This window comes from Lewinella sp. LCG006, from assembly GCF_040784935.1.
GTDB lineage: Bacteria > Bacteroidota > Bacteroidia > Chitinophagales > Saprospiraceae > Lewinella.
The window spans coordinates 4,899,585-4,920,132 of sequence record NZ_CP160680.1 but is presented as its reverse complement, the minus strand read 5'-3'; the positions used below and the strand labels follow the sequence as shown (position 1 = coordinate 4,920,132).

Here is a 20,548-nt window from a genome sequence, read left to right as displayed (position 1 = left end):
GCTACTTACCGTTTCCTCAACAGTACGATGGGGCAGATCATTTCCTCCAGGCTGATGCCTCCGTGTTGGAAAGTATCGCGGTAGTAATTGTTGTAGTAATTGTAATTATTGGGATAGAGGAAGTACTTGTCTTCTTTTGCAAAAATGAAGGTAGAACTGACGTTGGGGCGCGGCAAGCCAGCCTCCAAGGGGTCGCGAATTTCGAGCACATCCTTCTTTTCGTAATTGAGGTTTTTCCCTACTTTATAACGTAGGTTGGTGGTCGTATCACGATCACCTACTACTTTGGAAGGCGTATTCACGCGGATCGTACCGTGGTCGGTGGTCACGATGAGTTTCACATCACCTTTTTCAACAATTCTCCGCAACGCAGACCACAAGGGAGAGTTTTTAAACCAGGAGACGGTTAGGGAACGATAAGCCTTTTCATCACTGGCTAATTCCTTGAGGACTTCCATCTCCGTACGGGCGTGAGAAAGCATATCGATGAAGTTATAGACGATGACCGTAAGATCATTGTGCATATAATCCAGGATACTGTCTTCCAACTGCTTGGCCTTGCTGACGTTGGTGATTTTGGTATAAGCCACCTTTACATCACGCCGCACCAAACGCTTGATTTGAGCTTGGAGGAGGTCTTCTTCGTGGTTGTTTTTTCCGCCTTCGTCCACATCATTTTTCCACCACTGCTTGTAGTGGCGCTCAATCTCTGCGGGCAGCATCCCGGCGAAGATAGCATTGCGACTATACTGGGTGGTCGTAGGAAGAATGCTACAGAAAAAATCTTCTTCCACTACCCGAAATTCTTCGAGAAAGATAGGCTCCAGTACTTTCCACTGATCGTAGCGCAAATTATCGAGCAGGAGCATCACCGTGGGGGTACCTTCGTCCATTTGAGGAAGGACTTTCTCGCGGAGGAGACGATCACTCATGATGGGGCCATCCCCGTTTTTGAGCCAGTCCAGATAATTTTTGACGATAAATTTAGAGAAAGCGTTGTTGGCCTCGTTTTTTTGCATGGACAGAATATCTCCCATAGCAGTGGAGTTGCTCTCGTCAATTTTTAGCTCCCAGCTTACAATCCGCTTATAGATATCCACCCACTCTTTGTAATTGAGGCCGCTGTTGATTTCCATCAAAATCTGGCGAAACTCCTGCTGATAGTCGGAACTGGTTTTTTCCCGAAAAAGACTCTGGCTGTCCATCAGTTTTTTCAAGGTCAGCAAAATCTGGTGTGGATTGACGGGTTTGATGAGGTAATCGCTGATTTGGCTACCGATGGCTTCTTCCATGACGGTTTCCGCCTCGTTTTTGGTAATCATCACCACGGGTATATTGGGCTTGATTTCCTTGATTTTTGCCAGCGTCTCCAGCCCGGTAATACCAGGCATACTTTCATCGAGAAAAACGACATCAAAATCGTTACTTTCTCCTATTTCTTCCAGGGCATCGTGGCCATTGGTGACGGTGGTGACGTCGTAGCCTTTTTTCTCAAGAAAAAGTAGTTGGGGTTTCAACAGATCGATCTCGTCATCCGCCCAGAGAATCTTAATGGCGTCCATATTGGGTGATTCGTTTTTTTGTATTAGGAGGCTTCAATTTCCTCAAAAGTAATCATTCGCAATTAGAACAACGTTGCAGAAAGAAGAATGGATATAAAATTTTCCAAAATCATTACCTTTGTATTCGAGCTAAAATAAGATGATCCAATTTTTTTCAAGGTTTAGTAAGAAAAAGAACGCAACCTGTCTGCTCGCCGCAAGGCAGGCAGGCTTTCATTTCATTCAGTTGCTTATCTTTTTTTACTAAACCCAAATTGGATCACCTTATTTTTATACGCTCACTTTACGCAAAAGAGCACAGTAATTTGGAACGGACACCCCCTATCGTTACGATCACTTCGGATTTTGGCTGGCGCGACTACCATCTGGCGCTGATTAAAGGTACTATCCTGCAGCAAACGCCTAATGCTCGCATAGTAGACATCAGCCATGCCGTGGCCAATTACAACATTGTAGAAGCAGCTTTTCTCTTCCGGCATGCCTGGCAAGCATTCCCTGCGGGTACTATCCACCTGTTGAGTGTCAACGATTTTGACCAACCAGATCGGCCATTCCTGGTTTTTTCTTACCAAGGTCATCATTTTGTTGGGCCAGACAACGGGCTTTTCTCCCTTATCTTCCAAGATCAACCAGCTAATATTTTCCAGATTGACACCCAAGAGATGACCTTCAGTCGTTTCCCACTGGCGAATATCTTTGGCAACGCAGTAGGGCATTTGGCGCAGGATTTCCCTGCCGGAGGCTTAGGCAGTGCCGTTGAACAATGGCTAGAACGCATCACGCTGCAACCCGTCACGGGCCCCAACCACATACGAGGTTCGGTAGTGTATATCGACCAATTTGACAATGCCATCCTCAACATCGACCGCCAGCTAATGGAAAGTGTAGGACGGGGAAGAGCTTTTGAGCTGTATTTCAAACGGCACTCTCCTATTACAGAGCTCTCCACCAACTTTCACGATGTAGCAGTGGGTGAGATCTTGTGCCGGTTCAATTCTGCCGATCTTCTGGAAATTGCCATCAACATGGACCGTGGAGCAAGTCTCCTGGGCCTCAAAGTAGAAGATACTGTTCAGATAGATTTCTCCAACGCGCAAAATTAACCCCGGAATTATGCCCGAGTAGCTTCGTAGCTCCGTAGCGCCAGGTTTAAAACCCGGCGCTACGGAGCTACGGAGCACGGCCCCAAAAAGACCTACCCCTTAGGCTGAATAAAATCCCACAGGTTGCCGTACAAGTCTTTGAAAACGGCTACGGTGCCGTAGGGTTCTTCTACCGGCCCACGCACAAATTCAATGCCTTCGGCTTTCATGTTTTCGAAATCCCGCCAAAAATCATCGGTATACAGAAAGAGGAACACCCGGCCGCCGGTCTGGTTGCCGATGGATTTCCGCTGCTCCTCATTGGCCGCTCTGGCCAACAGCAGGGCACATTCCTTGCCACCAGGAGGCGCGACCACCACCCAGCGTTTTTCCGGCGTCAGCTGGGTATCTTCCAAAAGTTCAAACTTCAGCTTTTGGGTATAGAAAGCTATCGCGTCATCGTAATCGGCTACCACCAGCGCAATCCGGGCAATATGTTGGCGCATAATTTCTTATTTTTGCTCAAGATAAAAATATAGCGCAAAAGATGAAGACCGAAGCCATCACCCCCGATAATTATATCGAACAACTGCCCGAAGATCGCCAAGCGGCGATGCAGCAACTACGTACTACGATCCAGCAAAATATTCCTGCTGGTTTTGAGGAAACCATGAACTACGGAATGATCGGCTACGTAGTGCCTCACTCGGCCTACCCTGCTGGTTATCACTGCGATACCAAACTACCGCTGCCTTTCATGAACATCGCTTCCCAAAAGAACTTCATCGCGCTCTACCACATGGGCATCTACGCCAATCCTGAACTTATGGAGTGGTTTGTAGCCGAATATCCCAAACACAATAAGCGAAAGCTCGACATGGGAAAAAGCTGTATCCGATTTAAAAAGGTGGAAGAAATCCCCTACGCACTGATTGCGGAGCTGGCACAGAAAATGACCATGCAGGAATGGATTGAGCTTTATGAAGCTAATTATAAGCGGTAAGGGGGGGATTGGTTGGAAAAGTGTAAGGGTGTAAAAGTGTAAAGGTGTAAAGGTGTAAAGATCATTGACCTTTGAACCCTTGGCATAGCCAGGCCTTCGGCATACAACCCTTACACTTTGCTAAGACTTCCGCCAACCACCAATGATCGCACCCATGGCGATGAAAAGCAGAAAAGCATAACCTCCATCAACCATCGACAAGGAAGTAGGATTAGCAGCGAAACGATTGCTTACATAGGTGTTCAGGAACACGATGAAGCCTACGGCAGCACCGAGGGTAGCACCACCGGCCCAGCTGGTCATGCTGGTTTTTCCGATGAGCCAGTTCATGATCAGGGCGTAGATAAACATGGCTACTGTGTTGATGATCATCGGCAGCGCACTTACATCTACTTTCTCACCGTAGCGCAACATTTCCATTTCTGTTGCTCCCTGTGTCAAGCCATTGCCTGCCATCCAGATGTCCTGAAACAAGGCTCCGTAAAATAAAAATCCGAGGCCCATGCCTGCTACTGCGGCGGCAATGATGGCCAACCAGTTCGTTTTGTTTCCCATAATATTTTCAAGTTTAGGTTGGTTAAAAACGGCACAATTGTCTTATTGCACCTCCATAATTGTATCCAATTTAAGCAATTCGTAGCTTATTTTCGCTGCTACTTCTTAGCTTGTGCCCATGAATAAAGAAATTTTACGCCTGGCCATCCCCAATATTCTGAGTAATATTTCAGTGCCGCTGCTCAGTTCTTTTGATACCGCGCTGATGGGCCGCATGAGCGCCGACCATCTCGGGGCTGTCGGATTAGGTAGTATGATCTTCAATTTCGTTTACTGGAATTTTGGCTTCTTGCGCATGGGCTCTACGGGGATGACGGCCCAGGCCTTTGGCCGCAAGGACCAGACTGCTATGAGCACTCTACTGGGCCAGGCCGCTATCGTGGCCATCAGTCTGGCCCTGCTCCTGATGATCTTACAAGTACCCCTGCTCAACGCAGCTCAAAGCCTGCTGCAAGTGGCCGCCGATCAGCAATCCCTGGTAGGCACTTATTTCCAGGTGCGTATCTGGGCGGCGCCCGCAGCCCTGGGCATGTACGCACTCATGGGCTGGTACTTCGGTATGCAAAACGCCATCTATCCGCTGCTGCTTACCATCCTCATCAATGTCACCAACATGCTGGTCAGTTATGGCTTGGTCCAGTACTGGGGCTGGGGCATTAGTGGCGTCGCTTGGGGCACGGTCGTTGCGCAGTACACAGGCCTTTTTGCGGGTATCGGCATGTTGCTGTACAAATACCCCTGGGTGCGGACAACCGTAAAGTACCAAGCTTTATTGCAGTGGGATGCACTGAGCAACTTCCTGCGTATCAACAGCGATATTTTCTTGCGCACACTCTGCCTCACCCTGGCCTTTGCTTTCTTTTACCGCCAATCCACTGGTCTGGGCGAGCTGGTGCTGGCCACCAACGTGATCTTGCTGCAATACGTCAACTGGATGTCTTACGGCGTCGATGGCTTCGCCTTTGCGGCCGAGAGCCTGGTAGGCAAATACCACGGTGCAGCCCAGCCTCAAAAGACCCAACATGCTATACGGCTCAGCTTTCTGTGGGGCATGGTGCTGGCGGCTATCTATGCACTCATCTACGGTGGCGCCGGAGCTTCCCTTTTGTATGTCTTCACCGACCAGGAGGAGATCGTCAGCGCGGCCCTTCCCTACCTGCCCTGGATGATCATCTTCCCGCTCCTGGGCACGCCTTGCTACATCTGGGACGGCGTCTACGTGGGCCTCACCGCCTCCAAAGCCATGCGCAACACCATGCTGCTGGCCTTTGCGGGCTACCTGCTGCTCTATTATTTATTCGGCCAACATCAAAACAATCACGGCCTCTGGCTCAGTCTATTGGGCTTCATGGTCTTTCGTGGGGCCATCCAATGGTGGTGGTACGCGCGGGGATCGGTGGGGTGAAGGGGTGCGGTGGGGTGCGGGGTGCTAGGATTTTCATCTTCAAATGTGACACCATGTCAAGTAGCACCTGCGCTGCAAGGGGATTATTTATACGTTTTTTTTGGCAGCCTGCCGCCCTTCCTGCCTATCGCTTGAATGAATACCTTCCCAGGGCGGCACCGCGCTATCCGCTCCTATGTGCTCGCCAAAGCTCCGCGCATACCGCTCCTATCGCTGGCTGAAATGAGGCTGTTAAGGAAAAGTGTAAGGGTGTAGGGTTGGAAAAGTGTAAGAGTGTAAAAGTGTAAGGGTTGGGGTGACTATCCCTGAAATACGTTGACAACAAATTTAGTTAAAAATGAAGTCAACGAATAAGGTTAATCGGCCCAAAAGGCGTCGTAATTACAGTGAAACCTTTAAAAAAGCGCGAGTTAAGGACTACGAAGAAGGTACCTTTAGCGTGGCCCAGATGGGTCGTTTATACAGTATCCATGTAAATATTCTGTACCGCTGGATAAGTAAGTACAGCGCGTACGATCAACAAAAAGCGATAATAGTGGAAGTACCAAATTCCCAGACGGAGAAGGTTAAATTGCTGGAAAAGCGGGTGGCTGAACTAGAACGTTCTCTAGGTCAAAAACAAATTAAATTGGACTACTATGAGAGCTTTATAGAGGAGCTTCGTGAAGCAGGAATAGATGTTGAAAAAAAAAGTGGTTTTACGACTCCCTTGTCCGGCTCTTGTCGAAATACAGATCAGAAATGAAGAGTCCAAGTAATGAACAAGTATATGCTGCACTAGGTACTTCGCGTCAATCGCTGTCGCAATATTTACGTCGGCGAGCGGATTATCAGGACGGGGTGTATTCAGCGGAAGCAATGCTGTTGACACACCGTGCAGATCACGGAGGTTTGGGTCTTGAAAAGGCCTACTATATGATCCAGCCAGAAGGACTAGGTCGCGATGCATTTATTCGAGAGATGACTCTATTGGGTCATTCGCTGGAACGAAAAAGGAGCTATGTTAGAACTACGAAGAGTGGTGGTTTACGGTATCCTAATTTAGTTAAGTTGCTTACTATCATAGGTTTAAACCGAGTTTGGCAATCGGATACGACTTACTATCGCCTAGAGGACAAGTATTACTATCTGACGTTTATCATAGATGTGTATTCCCGGCTTATAGTGGGCTATAGCGTAAGTGATAACCTCCGAGCTAGAGCAAACATAGAGGCACTGAAAATGGCCTTGCGGTTGCGTCGTGGTATGGATTTGAGTGAACTGATCTTCCACAGTGACGGGGGCTCCCAGTATCGCAGCAATGACTTTATAGAAGTATTGAGGTCACGAGGAATCAGCTCTAGCATGTGCATTACAGCATTGGACAATGCGTACGCAGAGAAGCTCAATGATGTGATCAAGAATGAATACCTTGAGCACTGGCCAATCAGAGATTATAGAGCACTGAGAAGGTACGTGAAGAGGGCTGTAGAGAACTACAACAAAGTGCGTCACCATAGTCAGTTACCGCTGCGAATTGCACCTTTGGGATTTGAATGTTATCTTGAGGAGAGTAAGGGGCAAAGACCACCATCGTTGTTGATACGAGACGGCGAAGCAAAAGAGTTGGAATACCAGCCAATGGCGGCTCAGAATCTGACTTATCCCAGTAGCGGAGCTTTTGATGGGACAAGTCAGATTCTGCCCGCATTTGTTAAGCTTGGTTTGCCAAAAGAAGATGGACAACTAGCACTTAGCTTTTAAGTAGAATGATTGATAAACCTGTCAACGTTATTTAGGGAAGGTCAGGGGTCTCAACAAACAACCATCAACAAACAACTATCAACAAACAACCATCTCCCGCTAGTGCCTTCTTGGCAAAAAAACTCCGTACCATTCCGTGTTTTAGTGTCTTCGTGGCTAAAAAAGAGGCCCACTCAGAACCTTAGTGCACTAAAAAGGCAGCAATCGCCGCGTGCATAGCACTATTCTGGCGCTTACACAAGCGACGAAAGTTCAAAAAGCCGTGCACTACTCCGTGGAAGTTCTGAAATTCAACTTCTACACCCGCAGCTGCCAACTTTTCGGCGTAAGCCATCCCTTCATCCCGTAGGGGATCCAAATCCGCCGTGCAGACGTAAGCAGGAGGCAAGCCACTCACATCCTCCGCCAGCAAGGGCGACATCAGTGGGTTCAGAATATCCTCCTTGCTGTCTTGGTAATGCGCGACGAACCATTCCATCAATTCGCGCGTCAAAAAATACCCTTTGCCCAGGCTATCAATCGAGGGAAAACTGAGTCTGGCATCTACCGTCGGGTAAATCAACACCTGCCGCCAGGGCATAATTTTGGCTTCTTGCTGGCTGATTAGGCACACCACCGTAGCCAGGTTGCCACCAGCACTATCTCCCATTACCGTGATCCGCTCGGGGTCCAGGCCACGATCAGCAGCAGTATCCACCAACCACTCGAAGGCATCGTAGCAGTCGTGCACTGGCACCGGAAACTTGTATTCGGGTGCCAGTCGGTAGGCCACCGAAAACACGGGCATCCGGTTCTCCTGGGCCAGCCGGCGGCAAGCTTTGTCGTGCGAGTCCAGGTCACGCGTCACAAAACCACCACCATGAAAAAAGAGGATGGACTTTCCTTCCTCACCCATTTCCAAGGGTTCATAGTAGCGATAGCCAATACTGGTACCATCTCTGGCCGTGAATTCAGCCTCTACAACCACCTTCATCGCACAGGGTGCACCGTCAATAAGCGGCCCGATTTTTTGCAGCTCTTTGCGATTCATCACCCGCATTTTCGCTGGCGAAACCCGGCTCAAATCCAGCTTCGGCTTGAAATGATTGACGTAGAAGAGGAGTATTCGGAGTGGTAAGGTCATGGGTTTTATTTTTGGGCGTCAGCTTCAAAGTCTTCCCGTTTGGTGAAATATTCCAGTCCTAAAACCAGTAACATGGAACTGATAAAAGTTACTTTCTGCATGATGGCTAGTGACTCCCAAGTTCCGGAACCATACAAGTACAAGGTATAGTAAAAAATCAACAAGCAAATAATGCAGGCGATTTTGAACAAATGGAGCTTGGTCTTTAGGATGAATACCGTAATATAAAACATACCTATCAGGAACAAAGTACTCGATATCGTTACCATGATGTCGTGCAGAGGGGTGGCAATTAAGAAAGTAAAAAAGATATTGACTACCCCAATAAGTTTCAAGACAGTAGTAGCTTGCCTGAGCGGCATCTTTTTTGACATACTGATAAAAAAGAGGCCATAACCAATGGAGTGAAAGAATATTCCTACAAGTGCCCAAATTCTGGCCGTGTTCTCCAAACCATTTACCGCCTTTACTTCAAACAAGTTACTAATAAAATTCTCTGACCAATCAAACCCTACAGCGTTTTCGTCCAACAACGAGCCTCCAGGATAAACCAAAGTGGCGATTACGATCAAGACTACTGAAATAGCTAGGCATGTCAAAACCGAATATTGTTTAATCATTTGAGTTAGTGTTGAGTTTTCCTCAAAGCGCCCGATACAAATCAATCCGCTCCTGCCTTCCCCTCAATTCTATCTGATCCGACACCTGTTCCCCACCCTGGGGGAATTCATCGGCGATCTTATCCCAGAGCGGGCCTGAGATCAGGTGATCAACCCCAAGGTCATTGCATTTCGATTGGATGCGAGCGGCGGTATTGAGTACATCCCCAGAGTAGGTGATATCGCGTTTGATGATGCCTATCTCTCCGGCCATCACTTGCCCAAAGTGGAAGCCCGCCTTGAAGGAAGGGACCACCCCGTAAGTTTCCTGGTAATAAGCTGCCCGGCGTTGTAGCTGGAGTTTTATACCAAAGAAAGTCCTCACACAACGCGCCTGTTCTACCCCTACTTTCATGGGCCAGCAGACGATGATCTCATCACCGACGTATTGATAGATTTCTCCAGAGTTATCGAGAATGGGGCCGGTCATATCCGCAAAACAGTCTTTCAGGAGGTTAAAGTAATCCTCCTCCCCTATTTGCTCTGCGATCGACGTGGAAGATTTCATATCCAAAAACATGAAGACCCGTTCCTCTCGCTTTGGGCTATAATACTGCCCCATTAGTAACTTCCCAAACATACCCGGGCCATACTTTTCATTGACCAAAATAACGATGACCGTTAAGACCGTTACCAGTAACCAAAAGAAGTAAACAGCCAAAAAATTGGGGGTCTGTAAATAACCAAAAGCGTAGGCCAGGCTTTCTTTTCCATAAACGGCCACCTTATTGTCCAATGCATAAATCACCGGCATCGCCACCATATCCGCAACTAAAGCTATCAAGGTAAAGCCTCCTAACAGGTAGCTCAGCACCTTCCAATAAGGTGCAGCCCTCAGGGTACGATATAAAAGGTAGACGATAAACGGACCTAATAATAACAATCCAATCGTACAGGCTACCCAACTGCCAATCAGCCAATTGATGAATTCAAAAACTTCTCCGTTGTTGTTTTTTAGCAGGTAATAATCATAAATGGTCTTGGCCAAAGCGACAAAGTACCAAAAGACGGCGACCCGCAAAATCAGTCGCCAGGAACGGGAACGAAAACTACTGGTTTGTGCGAGTTGTGGATTCATTTACTGGTTATATGCTCCGCTAAGTTAGGGTATTTCTGGTTTTGAACCACCAAAGACACCTGAGGGGTGTTTTTTTGAACCAGGTAAATGGTACTTGGTACAATGTCGAATTCAGGGTTCTCAAATCCCTATACCCTACACTAAGTACCTAATACAGTGAGGTTTACAATGGCAATTCTCGCTTTCAAAAATACAAAAAACTAAACCTCACCTTATTTACCATCCCCGTTCAAAGCCTCTTTGATGCCTCGCAGGCCGCTGTTGAAATCATCTAGCTGAGCTAATATCTGCGCCATGCGGTCTGTACCATCAGCATTGGCGAAGAGTTTATTTTTATTAAAAGTCTGCTTGATTTCCTCCCAACGTGCTTTTTCTTTTGGGGTTTGTAAACCTAACAGTTCTTTCAACTTCAGGAGGTTTCCTTCAGCATCAGAGGTCAGGGTCTGTACCTCGCCTTCGTAGTGTGCCACAAGTAGGGTATTCAATTCCTGGTCATTCATAATCGGCGAGACCTTTTCCGCCAATTTGTTCATATTCCGGTACGAGCCTTGCAACTTGAAAGCAGGTTCGGTACGATAGGCATCCGCCATTCCTGCCGAGTGAATGTAGGCTTTATTGACACGCAGCACCACATCGCGCACATACAATAGCTTGGTGAGCACATTGATGTAGGACTTCAATTCTTCCCCACTGTAACTACCTTCCAGTTGCAGGTCTTCGAGGCGAGCTGTTTCCACGCCCTCGATCATGGTGTACAAATCTTGGCGGGCCTTCATGGCCAAAGGAGCCAAGGTTGGGTTGGAGGTCAAGCTGTTCTCCAGGTAACTGAGCTTAAACGCTTTCGCGGAATCACCGATGATATCACCCAGGTTGTAAATATCCGCCCGGTTGGCCAACATATCCGGGATCTGAAAGCGGTCACCGCTCTCTGTGTAAGGGTTCCCGGCCATCACCACGGCCACCCGACGACCACGTAGATCGTAGGTTTTGGATCGACCCTGATAGACGCCTTCGATCTTGCGTTGCGCATCACAGAGGGAGATAAATTTTTGTAGAAATTCGGGATTACAATGCTGAATATCATCTACATAGAGCATAATATTATCACCCATTTCCAAGGCCAAATTGAGTTTTTCCAACTCTTTGGCAGCACCCATCGAAGGTGCATCTTTGGGGGCCAGCGAAACGACATTGTGCCCGATCGCCGGGCCATTGACTTTTACGAAGATGAGGCCCAAGCGGTTGGCGATGTATTCCATCAAGGTCGTCTTACCATATCCTGGTGGCGAGATCAAGAGTAGGAGTCCCATCCGATCCGTGCGCGTTTGCTCTCCCACTGCGCCAATTTGCTTGGCCAGGTTGTCACCAAAAATCGGCAAGTAGACCTGATCAATCAGGCGGTTGCGGACAAAAGAGCTGAGCACTTTGGGTTCAAACTCTTCCAATTGCATTTCCTTTCGGAAGCTTTCCGCCAGGGCCCGCTTGCGCTGGGTAAAGGCCGTAAACCCTGGAACTGACGTGTTCACATAAGCCTCCATCTTATCCATAAACGTATGGTAGGCCAAGGTATAACTTCCATCGACAATCAAAGCATGGTCACCACGCATGCCGTCAATCTGCACCAACAAGGGTGCATCAACCAGCGTAGTGGTGAGCAACTCACCGTACAGCATCAGCCCCGCCAGTTCTTCCTGGTATGCCCATAATTCCTCCTTTTCTTGCATTTCCAGGTAGGCGTGGGCCCACTTGCGGGCCAGCAAAAATTGCTCTCTTGGGTGACCCGACAATAGCTTCAAGGACTCCTTGAACTTGGTCAGGGATTTCTCCTTTTTCAGGAATGCCTGCATATCTTCCCACAGTTGCCCCGCAGTTTGGCTCACCGAAATCGTCCCGCCATCCGTCAACTCACTGAAGAGATACGCAGCAGCACGCTGGGTCAAATAGGTTGGAAACAATTTGTGGGTCGCCAAGAACGCCTCCAGCTCCGTGACTAAGTCTTCTTTCAGGTAAGTGAACTCCTTCGTTTTGGGGAAAACTTTCAGAATGGTACCAGCACTTTCCAACTGCTGTTCCAGTTCTACCTTCCGATCTGCTTGCGCAAACTGCATCCACCAGACCAGCGCCAACGCCCGCTCACTGGGCGTAAAAGCCAATAAACCGATCTTGCTTTGCATCGTCAACATCGCGCTCAAGATACGCGCCGCATCTTCATCGTGGATACCTTTGGTGTAGCCTTCCTGGTAGCGGCCTGCTGCGGCTTCCTGGACCTTTGGCAAGATCGCATCGTAATCCGTCTCCCATTTTTGTGCCAATGCTGTTGGCAATAAAGAGAAAGCCAGGTACTCGCCCCGGTACACTTGCTTGTTTTCTGAGATGAGGCGTTGCTGCCAATAGGTTTTGTTGCCATTGAGGACCTCATCCTCGATGGGTAGATAGAAGTTTGTACCCGTCAAATGGTACAGCAACTCATCCCCCTCGTTGACCACCGTCAATTCCAAAGGCTGGCTATTCACCGAGAAGCGATGACGCCCCAGTTGGATGACGTTCTCGCCACCAACAAACAATTCCTGGCGATCGCGTAAGCCGCGTACCGCATCTTCCTGCAAGGTTTTCAACTGCGTCTGGATACGATCAGCCTTATTGCTATCGTCCAGCGCGTAGAGTTGCTGGATGATGTCCCGTACTTTATCCACCATCAAATCTGCCGCGAAAAAGCTATTGATGTCCGCAAGCTCTTTGAAAGCTTCAGTGCGCTTCTGGATACCAGAAAAAATGCGCTCCGCCGCTTTGGCCAAGGCCGTCGTCCGGTTGTTTCGAGCTTCTACCAGACTGTTCTTCCTACTTTCTAAAGCCGCGTAGACCTCCTCCCGCTTCTCGGTCAGTTCAAGCGTAAAGGCTTCCACTTCCGCGAATTTACTATCCAGCTCTTCGAGCTGCACCATCAACTTGGTCAGAAACTCATCACAACGCGCGGGCGTATCTGCGAGGTCGAGATAATTGATCAAGCTCTGGTCCAAAAGCTTCAACTGCGCACCAAACTCCGCTGCCGACTCCTGGGTACGAAACTGCTGCGCCCGCTTTTTAATGGCGGCCTTGTGTTGGTTGAGCTGGGTAAAAAGTGCGGAAATGGTATCAATGATCCGGGTGGTCTGGGTTGCATCGGCAATTTTTAAATTACTGACCATCTCCACCAACAACTCTAATTGTCCACCGATCTTATCAAAACTTCCCTCCAATTCGCTGGCTGCCTTTGCCGTTTTCAGCTCACCAACGAGCTTAGCCTGTTGATTGATCTGCGCTTCGTAGGGCTTCAATGCTTCGGGTTGGAGCAGAAATTCTACACACGCTTCCGCCAGTTTTTCGTTGTTTTTTTGAGCTTCTGCCTGGAGTTCTACGATCAGTTCTTCATTGGTAAAGGGGAGCTCCCTGAGGCCAAGAATATCACCTCGCAACTGACGCAGGGCCGCCAATTGTTCCACAAAAAGCTCAATGCTGTCAAATCGCTCCCGACGGATGCGGTCAAACAACTTCTCAGCGCGCTTGGCCACCGACTCCAGTGCATCGCTGGTTTGCCGTTGGGTACGCACTTTTTTCTCAAACTCTTCAATCGCCGCCTGGGCCGTTTCACGAATAGGACGTAGCCCCTCGGCCAACTGGAAAACTTTGGGATCGTCAATCCAGTAGTAAGCATCCAACACGTCCGTCACCCGCTTTGCCAGGTCGTCATAAAGGTTGGCATAAGAGTCTTCCTTACCGCAGAGGGTTAGGATTTCCTGGCACTCGGCCATTGCGCGGACAATGTCCTTGTTGCCTACCTTGAATAAGAAATTGTCCTGGTTGCCCGACTTTGCCTCCACATCCGCCACAAAAGGCGTTTGCCAGATCTGCATGACGTGGTGCTTGGTCGCTTCTTCTTCCGCCTTGAAATAGCACAATTCTCCACCAGGAAAAAGGGTAAAGCCATTACAAATGATCGGGGTCGTCACCGACTGGCTGATAATATTATAAGGCAAGAGCACATACGTCCCCTGCAGGTTGTCGTAAAACACAAAGAGGTAATCTTCCCCATTACCGGAGCTGATTCTCTTTTTGAACACTAAGCCTTGGGTGACTTGCTCAAAGAGCTTGTGTTCGCCCGTCTGGAGGTAGTAACCGTTGGCAAAGATCAAGCCCTGGCTTTCCGGCAAGAGAATACCCGATTTCGCCAGAGCATCGACGCGCTCTACTTTTTGAATCTTTTCATTGAAAACGAAATAACGGTCTTTCTCCTGATAAGGGCGAATACGCAGCGCAATGAGGTTGCCCAAATCGGCGTAAGAGAACTCCGCATCATCGAGGGTCTGATCAGGGTATTCGACGGGTTCGGCGTAAATACCGCGTCCGTCATTGGTATTGTCCTGTACTTTGATGGTTAAATCGCCGCCCACGGTTTCCACAAACACCCGGTCCATGATCGATACGTGGGGGTGTTTCCCAGTTCGCTGGTCATCACGGGTGGCCAGCCGCCAGCGGAATTCGTACTGCTCCGGAAACTTCACTTCATGATCCGAGCGGTTATCCACGTAGCGGAGTCCCTCATCGGTGACTAACCACTTGAAGGTCTTGAAATCCGTCGTCCCTTCGTTGAGGTGAAACACCATGTACAGGTACTGCCCCCGGCGAGAAAACCGCGCGAAGAAAGCATCCTTGTAATAGCGGTACAGGTTCTGAAAATCCGTCAGAAATTTTTCGTCCTTGAGGATGGTCAGTTCTTCTTCTTTGAAACGCTGTTCCGTAAAGCGGTAGCCGCTAAACACATCCGACAACTTAATGCCGGAGCGCAAGCCCACATGTACGTTGTACCCAAAAATACAATGCTCGCCAATAGCTACTACATCCCGCGCCGTACAGTAGTTGCCGGTATGGATACGGTCATTCGCCACCAAAGTCGTCTCGATGGCCCCAAAAACCGTTTTACGTTCTTCGTTTAATTGTGCTAAACGCTGGCGCAAGGCATCGGCCTGCTGCTCCAATCGTCCGCGGATAATGTCATAAGTGCCGGTGTCGAGGGCTATGTTTTGGGTATTGGACATGTTATTTTTTTTGTGTTCTCCCGATTTCATCGGGATCACGGTAGTACTCGTCCCGATACCTCGGGACTCGTGGTTGTGTTCGGCTGCGCCTCACGGTTGTGCTCTTTCGATTTCATCGAAATCGCGGGGGTACTATCCTGATAAATCGGGAGAGTGGGGGTGTTCTCCCGACCTTTTGTCGGATCACGGTTTTTTGGTCGTCTTTGGGGCTTAGCAAGATCTAATTTTCCAAAAAAATAAGTTTAATTATTTTATTTTTAAAACAAATAACTTATTTTTATTGGATTCTTAACAAAACAGTAGGTTTATGAATTACCGCAAACTCTCTATCTGGCAGCTCGCTCGTGAGCAATCTATTGCTATCCACAAGATGAGCATGGGGCTTCCAAAATTCGAATTGTATGAAACGGGGTCTCAAATCCGAAGGTCGTCTAAGTCTGTCAGGGCGAATATTGTCGAAGGGACAGGCCGAAGGCGATATCCCAAAGATTTCATTCGTTTCCTCATTTTCTCTAAGTCCTCCCAAGATGAAACCATTGATCATCTCGAAACGCTTTTTGAAACTGGATCCCTTACTGATGAAGTGTTATTTAAACAACTCCAAAAGCAAGGCATCCAGTTAGGTATCCAACTCGCCAAGTTCATCGAGGCGGTGGAGCGAAGGGGGTAGGTACTCGCTGCGCTCGTAGTGTTCTCCCGACCTGCTGTCGGGATCACGGGGTACTCGTCCCGATGCCTCGGGACTCGTGGTGGTGTTCGGCTGTGCCTCACGTTTTTTTTCACGAACGTAGTGAGATTGCCAGCAAAAACCCGCGAGCGAAGCGAGCACTACCGCGATTCCGATGAAATCGGAAGAGCACTACCGCGAATCCCGAGGTATCGGGATGAGCACCTCCACGACCCCGGCTTTCCGGGGGAGTACCACTACATCAGCTTACCAACCTCTACCCCTCCCAATCCAAGGCTTTCTACCTTGCTAAGGAGTTGCTGAACGAGGCTACGATCATCACCACTCAGTTCGTTGTTGAGGCGCAGGAGGAGGGCGGTGAGGGTCAGGTTTTTGATGGTCTCGGTGGTGAGGCCGGCTTTTTGGATGAGGCCCAGGACTTGTGTCAGGACACCATTACCGTTACCGCCTCCGCCGTTCAGTAGGCCATTGCTCAATTGACTCAGGTGCGTAGAGTTATTGATGAGGCCGTCAAGTGACTTGCCGCGGTTGATAGAGTTCATGATGCTATTCACGAACTGCATTTCACCGCCGATGATGTCGATCTTGGCGTGCTTCATGGCTTCTCCCAAGACCATCGCCTGGGCTTCGGCCACGTGCTGCTGCACATTGATGCCTGCCAGTTCGACTTCCTTGTCTTTCTCCAGACGAAGCTTGAACTCTTCGTGCTCTTTGCCTACTCCGTCGAGCTTCTTCATGGCGTTGGCTTTCTGCTCTACACCACGTGCTTCGGCAGCCAGTTTGAGCTCCAGTACTCTGGCGTCTACGGCGCCTTTCTGGTCGGCCACTTCGGCTTCGGCCATGCCTTGCTTCTTGATCGCATCGGCTTTGGCTTCGATGCCACGAGCTTCGGCGAGGGCACGAGTTTCCAGTACCAGGGCTTCGGCCTTACCTTCTTGCTCCTTCGCGTGGGCTTTGGCTTCGATGACCTGTGCTTCGGACAGACCGAGGGTTGCTTCTTCCGCAGCTTTGGCTTCCGCCATGATTTTGCGGGCTTCGGCTTCCTTCTCGGCTGCTTGCTTGTTGGCCTCGGCTTCGATCAACAACTGATCGGCCTGGATGGCTGCTGCAAGTTTAGCGGCTTCGGCACCACGCTCTTTTTCGATCACGATGGCCTCGCCTTTGGCCTGGCTTTCGATGATGACCTTCTGCTTGAGACGGTCCGCTTCGGCCAGCACGCGGGTGTCCTTGATGCGCTCCTCCTCTTCAACGACTCGCTTCTCGACCATGATCCGGTCGCGGATGACATCCTGGATGTTTTTCTTCTCTTCTTCTACGGCGCGCTGCTTTTCGATCTCCGCCAGGGTGACGATCTTCTCCCGCTCGGTAAGTTCCAGCAAGCGATCCTTTTCTACCCGCTCGGTTTCTACTGCTTCGGTACGCTGCTTGTTTTTCTCCGCGACGATCACCTGACGCATGCGGTTTTCTTCCGCAATTTGTAGCTCCTCTTCCGTCTTGATCCGCACCAGCTGCGCACGGAGGCGCTCCTCTTCGGTAATCTTGACGATTTCCGCTTCTTCGCGCGACTTGATATTGGCGATTTCCCGCTTTTGGCGTTCTTCCTTTTCGGCCAGTTGGCGCTCGTACTCGAGAATGGCTTCGCGGGCTTCTACGTCCTGCTCCTTGAGGGTTTTTTCTTCCTCACGGCGGATAAAGTTGGCCTTGACGCGCTGCTGGGCCGTCAGCTCAGTAATCTTCTTGATCCCTTCCGCATCGAGGATATTGTTTTCCTTGAGGAATTCGATATCTGTCTGTTCGAGGTAATCAATGCTTACATCATCCAGCTTGTAACCGTTGAGGTACTCGCCGATGGTGTTTTGAATTTCGGAGTTGAACTTCTCACGGTTGTCGTACAGCTCGACAAAATCGAAACGCTTACCTACCGTTTTGATGGCCTCGGAAAACTTGGCCTCAAAGAGTTCACGTAAGGTATTGAGATCAGAAGCACGGACACAGCCGATGTTCTGCGCGACGTTTTGGATGTCTTTGGAATCCTTGTTGATGCGGACAAAGAAGACGACTTTGATGTCGGCGCGGATATTGTCCTTACAGATGAGACCATCCTGATTCATCCGGCTGATTTCGATGGTTTTTACGGAGAGGTCCATCTCTTCGTACATCTCGATGCCGGGAATGACCATGAGGCCGTTTTCGAAGGCAACTCGCGTACCGCGCAATCCGGTAGCAATGATGGCTTTGCCCTGGGGCACCTTGCGGTACCATTTGACGAGCATCACCAGGAAGCCAAAAAATAGCAGGACACCGACACCTACCAGGAGGTTGATCATGGATCCTGCAATGTCTACTTGCAATAATAGCATGACTGTTGAGGTTTATGGTTGTTTAAATTCTTATTACTAATTATCCTTTTCTCAGTTACCATCCAGTGGTTCGACGAGCCAATAGCGCTGGTCTTCGGTACGACCGATGATGACCGTTTCTTCCCCGGCTTTGAGAGGGTGGTTGCTTTTGATGTTGACCAAAAGTTCGTCGCCATCGTGGTAGACACCGCCCTGGCCAAAATTATTACCGTAAGGAGGTAACTTGACCCGGCACTGCATACCTACATATTCCACCGGAGCAGCAGCCGTATTCATGCGGGCAAAAAGTGGAATCAGCGGATAACTGAGCATTTTTGCCACAAAGAAAGCGATCAGCAAAATGGGTGCTATCAGCGCAAGACCGAAAGCGGTGGAGTAGTTACCCCAATAGTGGTTGGTGAGCACCGTCATGGTCCAAGCCGAAAGGATGACCAGCGACATGACGAGCATGAAGGGTACGCGATCGAAGTGGAAGAAATGAAGAGCTGTGGCCAACCAGCCACCCGCCGAAAAATCCGTATCTGCGTCGGCATCGACGTCCAGGTCTGTATCTAGGTCAAAGTCGAAGGCGCTCATATCAATGGCGCCCAAAATAACTGACAACCAGTATAATACGACCAAAAGCATGAGTACGGTGTAGAACAGATTGAGCGGGTGTACTGCTACCTGAAATAGTTCTTGCATGAGGGTTTCGTTTTTTAATACTTCGCGGGCGGTGCTTGCCAGGCTGTGCCTGCGCGGGGTAGGTCCGCTGGAGTAAGATACAACGCAGTCGTTATTTCTTACCCAGCCAGCGGATTAATTGTAAAAAAAGGGATGAGGTAACCGGTGTTCCTAGACTAAATCGTGGTGGTAACTGTCCATATTGGAGCGGCTGTTGGTGGTGCGTTGGGGCGGCGAGCTGCTGCTTGCACACTCCTTAGCCAAGCCCCGTACGAGCATTTCGCCATTGCGCCAGACATTGGCAGAGACGCCAAGGTTGTTGTAGCCTACTTTGACGATGTACTCGACCCAATCGGAGCCTTCTTGTACTTCGAACGTGTGGGTAGCGCCAAAGAAGGAGTACTTACCGCTGACTTCGCGCTCGTTGTAGAATACTTTTTCCTTACCCCAGATGGTATTGCGGATGGCGATTTCGTTGCCTTGGGAGAAAACAGAGAGAATTCTCATAGTTAGTAAATTTAATGATGACTGTGTCTGTGTACTTGCGATTTGATAGTTCTAAGATGTTATAAAATTTAACATTTTGCAGATTTCATCGGCTAACATCCAGAGAAATACGACGAAAATTGGAAGTCGGAAGTGGGGAAGCGAAAGTCGGAAAGCGGAAAGCGGAAGTCGGAAGTGTAAGGTGTAAACGTTGGGTGGGTGTAATGGTGTAAGGGTTAGTCAAAGTATAAATAATATAGCTACACCTACTAAACCGGAAATTTGAAGTACTTCCGAATTCCCACTTCCCATCTCCGACTTACGACTTTAAAATGGTTGGTAGTTGGTTGCTGTGTAAAAGTGTAAGGGTTCGTATCAAGTTTAACCTAACCTTTACACCCTTACACCTTTCCAACGCTTACACCTTTTTTGGTGCAGGGTGCGAGGTGTGATTTTATTCAAAGGCGTTATTTAATATTCCCAAAAACATTGATCTTGGCGGGATGAAAGCAAAACACGAAAACTGGCTGTACTTGCTGGCGAGCAACGGGATCCTATTATACGGTATAATAATGCTAGGCTGGCCGATCTTTCCGCTCGTTTATTTGTGGTGGTGGGAAGGCCTATTGAGTACAGCTGTAAGTATTTTCATCAGCAAACGGATGGGGATAAAGGAGGCCCGCTGGGGGCAATTGTTTCCTTATTTTGTTTATTGGGTATTCGTGATTGTGATTTTGGGGATGCTGGCTTCGAACAGGGATCAAATTCTTGACAACTTGGGGGTGGTGATGTTTCAGGACAAGCTTTTCAATTTGTGTTTATTGCTGCTAGTCCTCCACTTGGGTTTTCGTATCATCAAAGGAAATTTGCCGGGGGCTGAGGTCTTCCTGCTTCAAATCAGGTTGCACGTTGGCATTGTGCTCGGCGGGTTGGCAATGTTTGTAAGCAAGCACTTTGAGATCGACAATGTGGTGCCGGTGGCATTGACCGTACTGGCGGTGAAGGTATTTTTGGATATTTGGAGTACGCAGGGTAGTACTACTGAGGCTGGATAGAACACACCTACCTG

Annotated in this window: 17 protein-coding genes; 7 read left to right on the top strand and 10 right to left on the bottom strand. The window is 49.0% G+C overall.

Features of this window, described 5'->3' with window-relative positions; all coding sequences use genetic code 11:
• Positions 1 to 5: 5 nt before the first annotated feature.
• A complete protein-coding gene (locus AB0L18_RS17650; protein ID WP_367388630.1) occupies positions 6 to 1,562 on the bottom strand; it encodes a response regulator in 1,557 nt (518 codons plus the stop codon).
• A 305-nt stretch (positions 1,563 to 1,867) separates the two neighbouring features.
• Between AB0L18_RS17650 and AB0L18_RS17645 the strand changes: the two genes are divergently transcribed.
• Positions 1,868 to 2,665: an S-adenosyl-l-methionine hydroxide adenosyltransferase family protein gene (locus AB0L18_RS17645; protein WP_367388629.1), complete on the top strand. Its 798-nt coding sequence runs from the start codon at positions 1,868 to 1,870 to the stop codon at positions 2,663 to 2,665.
• A gap of 92 nt (positions 2,666 to 2,757) precedes the next feature.
• Here the strand turns inward: AB0L18_RS17645 and AB0L18_RS17640 are convergent, their stop codons facing one another.
• The gene (locus AB0L18_RS17640) at positions 2,758 to 3,150 is read right to left on the bottom strand and encodes a VOC family protein (RefSeq protein ID WP_367388628.1); all 393 of its coding nucleotides are present in this window, start codon (positions 3,148 to 3,150) and stop codon (positions 2,758 to 2,760) included.
• 41 nt (positions 3,151 to 3,191) lie between these two features.
• On the opposite strand from AB0L18_RS17640, the gene AB0L18_RS17635 reads away from it, so the two are divergent.
• Positions 3,192 to 3,647 carry a DUF1801 domain-containing protein gene (locus AB0L18_RS17635; RefSeq protein ID WP_367388627.1) on the top strand — a complete coding sequence of 152 codons (456 nt, stop codon included), beginning with the start codon at positions 3,192 to 3,194 and terminating at the stop codon, positions 3,645 to 3,647.
• A gap of 120 nt (positions 3,648 to 3,767) precedes the next feature.
• On the opposite strand, the gene AB0L18_RS17630 is transcribed toward AB0L18_RS17635, so the two are convergent.
• On the bottom strand, positions 3,768 to 4,202 hold the full coding sequence (locus AB0L18_RS17630; RefSeq protein ID WP_367388626.1) for a DUF1761 domain-containing protein: 435 nt from the start codon (positions 4,200 to 4,202) through the stop codon (positions 3,768 to 3,770).
• Between the two features lie 118 nt (positions 4,203 to 4,320).
• Between AB0L18_RS17630 and AB0L18_RS17625 the strand changes: the two genes are divergently transcribed.
• From AB0L18_RS17625 to AB0L18_RS17615, 3 genes are all read left to right on the top strand, one after another.
• Positions 4,321 to 5,607, top strand: a complete 1,287-nt coding sequence (locus AB0L18_RS17625) for an MATE family efflux transporter (protein ID WP_367393163.1) — start codon at positions 4,321 to 4,323, stop codon at positions 5,605 to 5,607.
• A gap of 337 nt (positions 5,608 to 5,944) precedes the next feature.
• Complete coding sequence (locus tag AB0L18_RS17620) at positions 5,945 to 6,352, top strand: transposase (RefSeq protein ID WP_367388045.1); 408 nt, start codon at positions 5,945 to 5,947, stop codon at positions 6,350 to 6,352.
• Positions 6,349 to 7,350, top strand: a complete 1,002-nt coding sequence (locus AB0L18_RS17615; protein ID WP_367388625.1) for a transposase — start codon at positions 6,349 to 6,351, stop codon at positions 7,348 to 7,350. The genes AB0L18_RS17620 and AB0L18_RS17615 overlap by 4 nt, the downstream gene beginning before the upstream one ends.
• A 181-nt stretch (positions 7,351 to 7,531) precedes the next feature.
• On the opposite strand, the gene AB0L18_RS17610 is transcribed toward AB0L18_RS17615, so the two are convergent.
• From AB0L18_RS17610 to AB0L18_RS17595, 4 genes are all read right to left on the bottom strand, one after another.
• A complete protein-coding gene (locus AB0L18_RS17610) occupies positions 7,532 to 8,473 on the bottom strand; it encodes an alpha/beta hydrolase (protein WP_367388624.1) in 942 nt (313 codons plus the stop codon).
• Between the two features lie 5 nt (positions 8,474 to 8,478).
• A complete protein-coding gene (locus AB0L18_RS17605; protein ID WP_367388623.1) occupies positions 8,479 to 9,093 on the bottom strand; it encodes a hypothetical protein in 615 nt (204 codons plus the stop codon).
• A 22-nt stretch (positions 9,094 to 9,115) separates the two neighbouring features.
• Entirely contained in the window at positions 9,116 to 10,210 is a 1,095-nt protein-coding gene (locus AB0L18_RS17600) for an adenylate/guanylate cyclase domain-containing protein (RefSeq protein WP_367388622.1), read from the bottom strand.
• 212 nt (positions 10,211 to 10,422) lie between these two features.
• A complete protein-coding gene (locus AB0L18_RS17595) occupies positions 10,423 to 15,282 on the bottom strand; it encodes a DNA repair ATPase (RefSeq protein ID WP_367388621.1) in 4,860 nt (1,619 codons plus the stop codon).
• A 307-nt stretch (positions 15,283 to 15,589) separates the two neighbouring features.
• Between AB0L18_RS17595 and AB0L18_RS17590 the strand changes: the two genes are divergently transcribed.
• The gene (locus tag AB0L18_RS17590) at positions 15,590 to 15,952 is read left to right on the top strand and encodes a four helix bundle protein (RefSeq protein WP_367388620.1); all 363 of its coding nucleotides are present in this window, start codon (positions 15,590 to 15,592) and stop codon (positions 15,950 to 15,952) included.
• Between the two features lie 254 nt (positions 15,953 to 16,206).
• Here the strand turns inward: AB0L18_RS17590 and AB0L18_RS17585 are convergent, their stop codons facing one another.
• From AB0L18_RS17585 to AB0L18_RS17575, 3 genes are all read right to left on the bottom strand, one after another.
• Positions 16,207 to 18,330 carry an SPFH domain-containing protein gene (locus AB0L18_RS17585; RefSeq protein ID WP_367388619.1) on the bottom strand — a complete coding sequence of 708 codons (2,124 nt, stop codon included), beginning with the start codon at positions 18,328 to 18,330 and terminating at the stop codon, positions 16,207 to 16,209.
• 51 nt (positions 18,331 to 18,381) lie between these two features.
• Entirely contained in the window at positions 18,382 to 19,014 is a 633-nt protein-coding gene (locus AB0L18_RS17580; RefSeq protein ID WP_367388618.1) for a hypothetical protein, read from the bottom strand.
• 150 nt (positions 19,015 to 19,164) lie between these two features.
• Positions 19,165 to 19,500, bottom strand: coding sequence for a hypothetical protein (locus AB0L18_RS17575; protein ID WP_367388617.1), 336 nt, complete (start codon positions 19,498 to 19,500; stop codon positions 19,165 to 19,167).
• A 482-nt stretch (positions 19,501 to 19,982) separates the two neighbouring features.
• Between AB0L18_RS17575 and AB0L18_RS17570 the strand changes: the two genes are divergently transcribed.
• Positions 19,983 to 20,534 (top strand): hypothetical protein, encoded by a 552-nt coding sequence (locus AB0L18_RS17570; RefSeq protein WP_367388616.1) that lies wholly within the window; start codon positions 19,983 to 19,985, stop codon positions 20,532 to 20,534.
• Positions 20,535 to 20,548 lie beyond the last annotated feature (14 nt).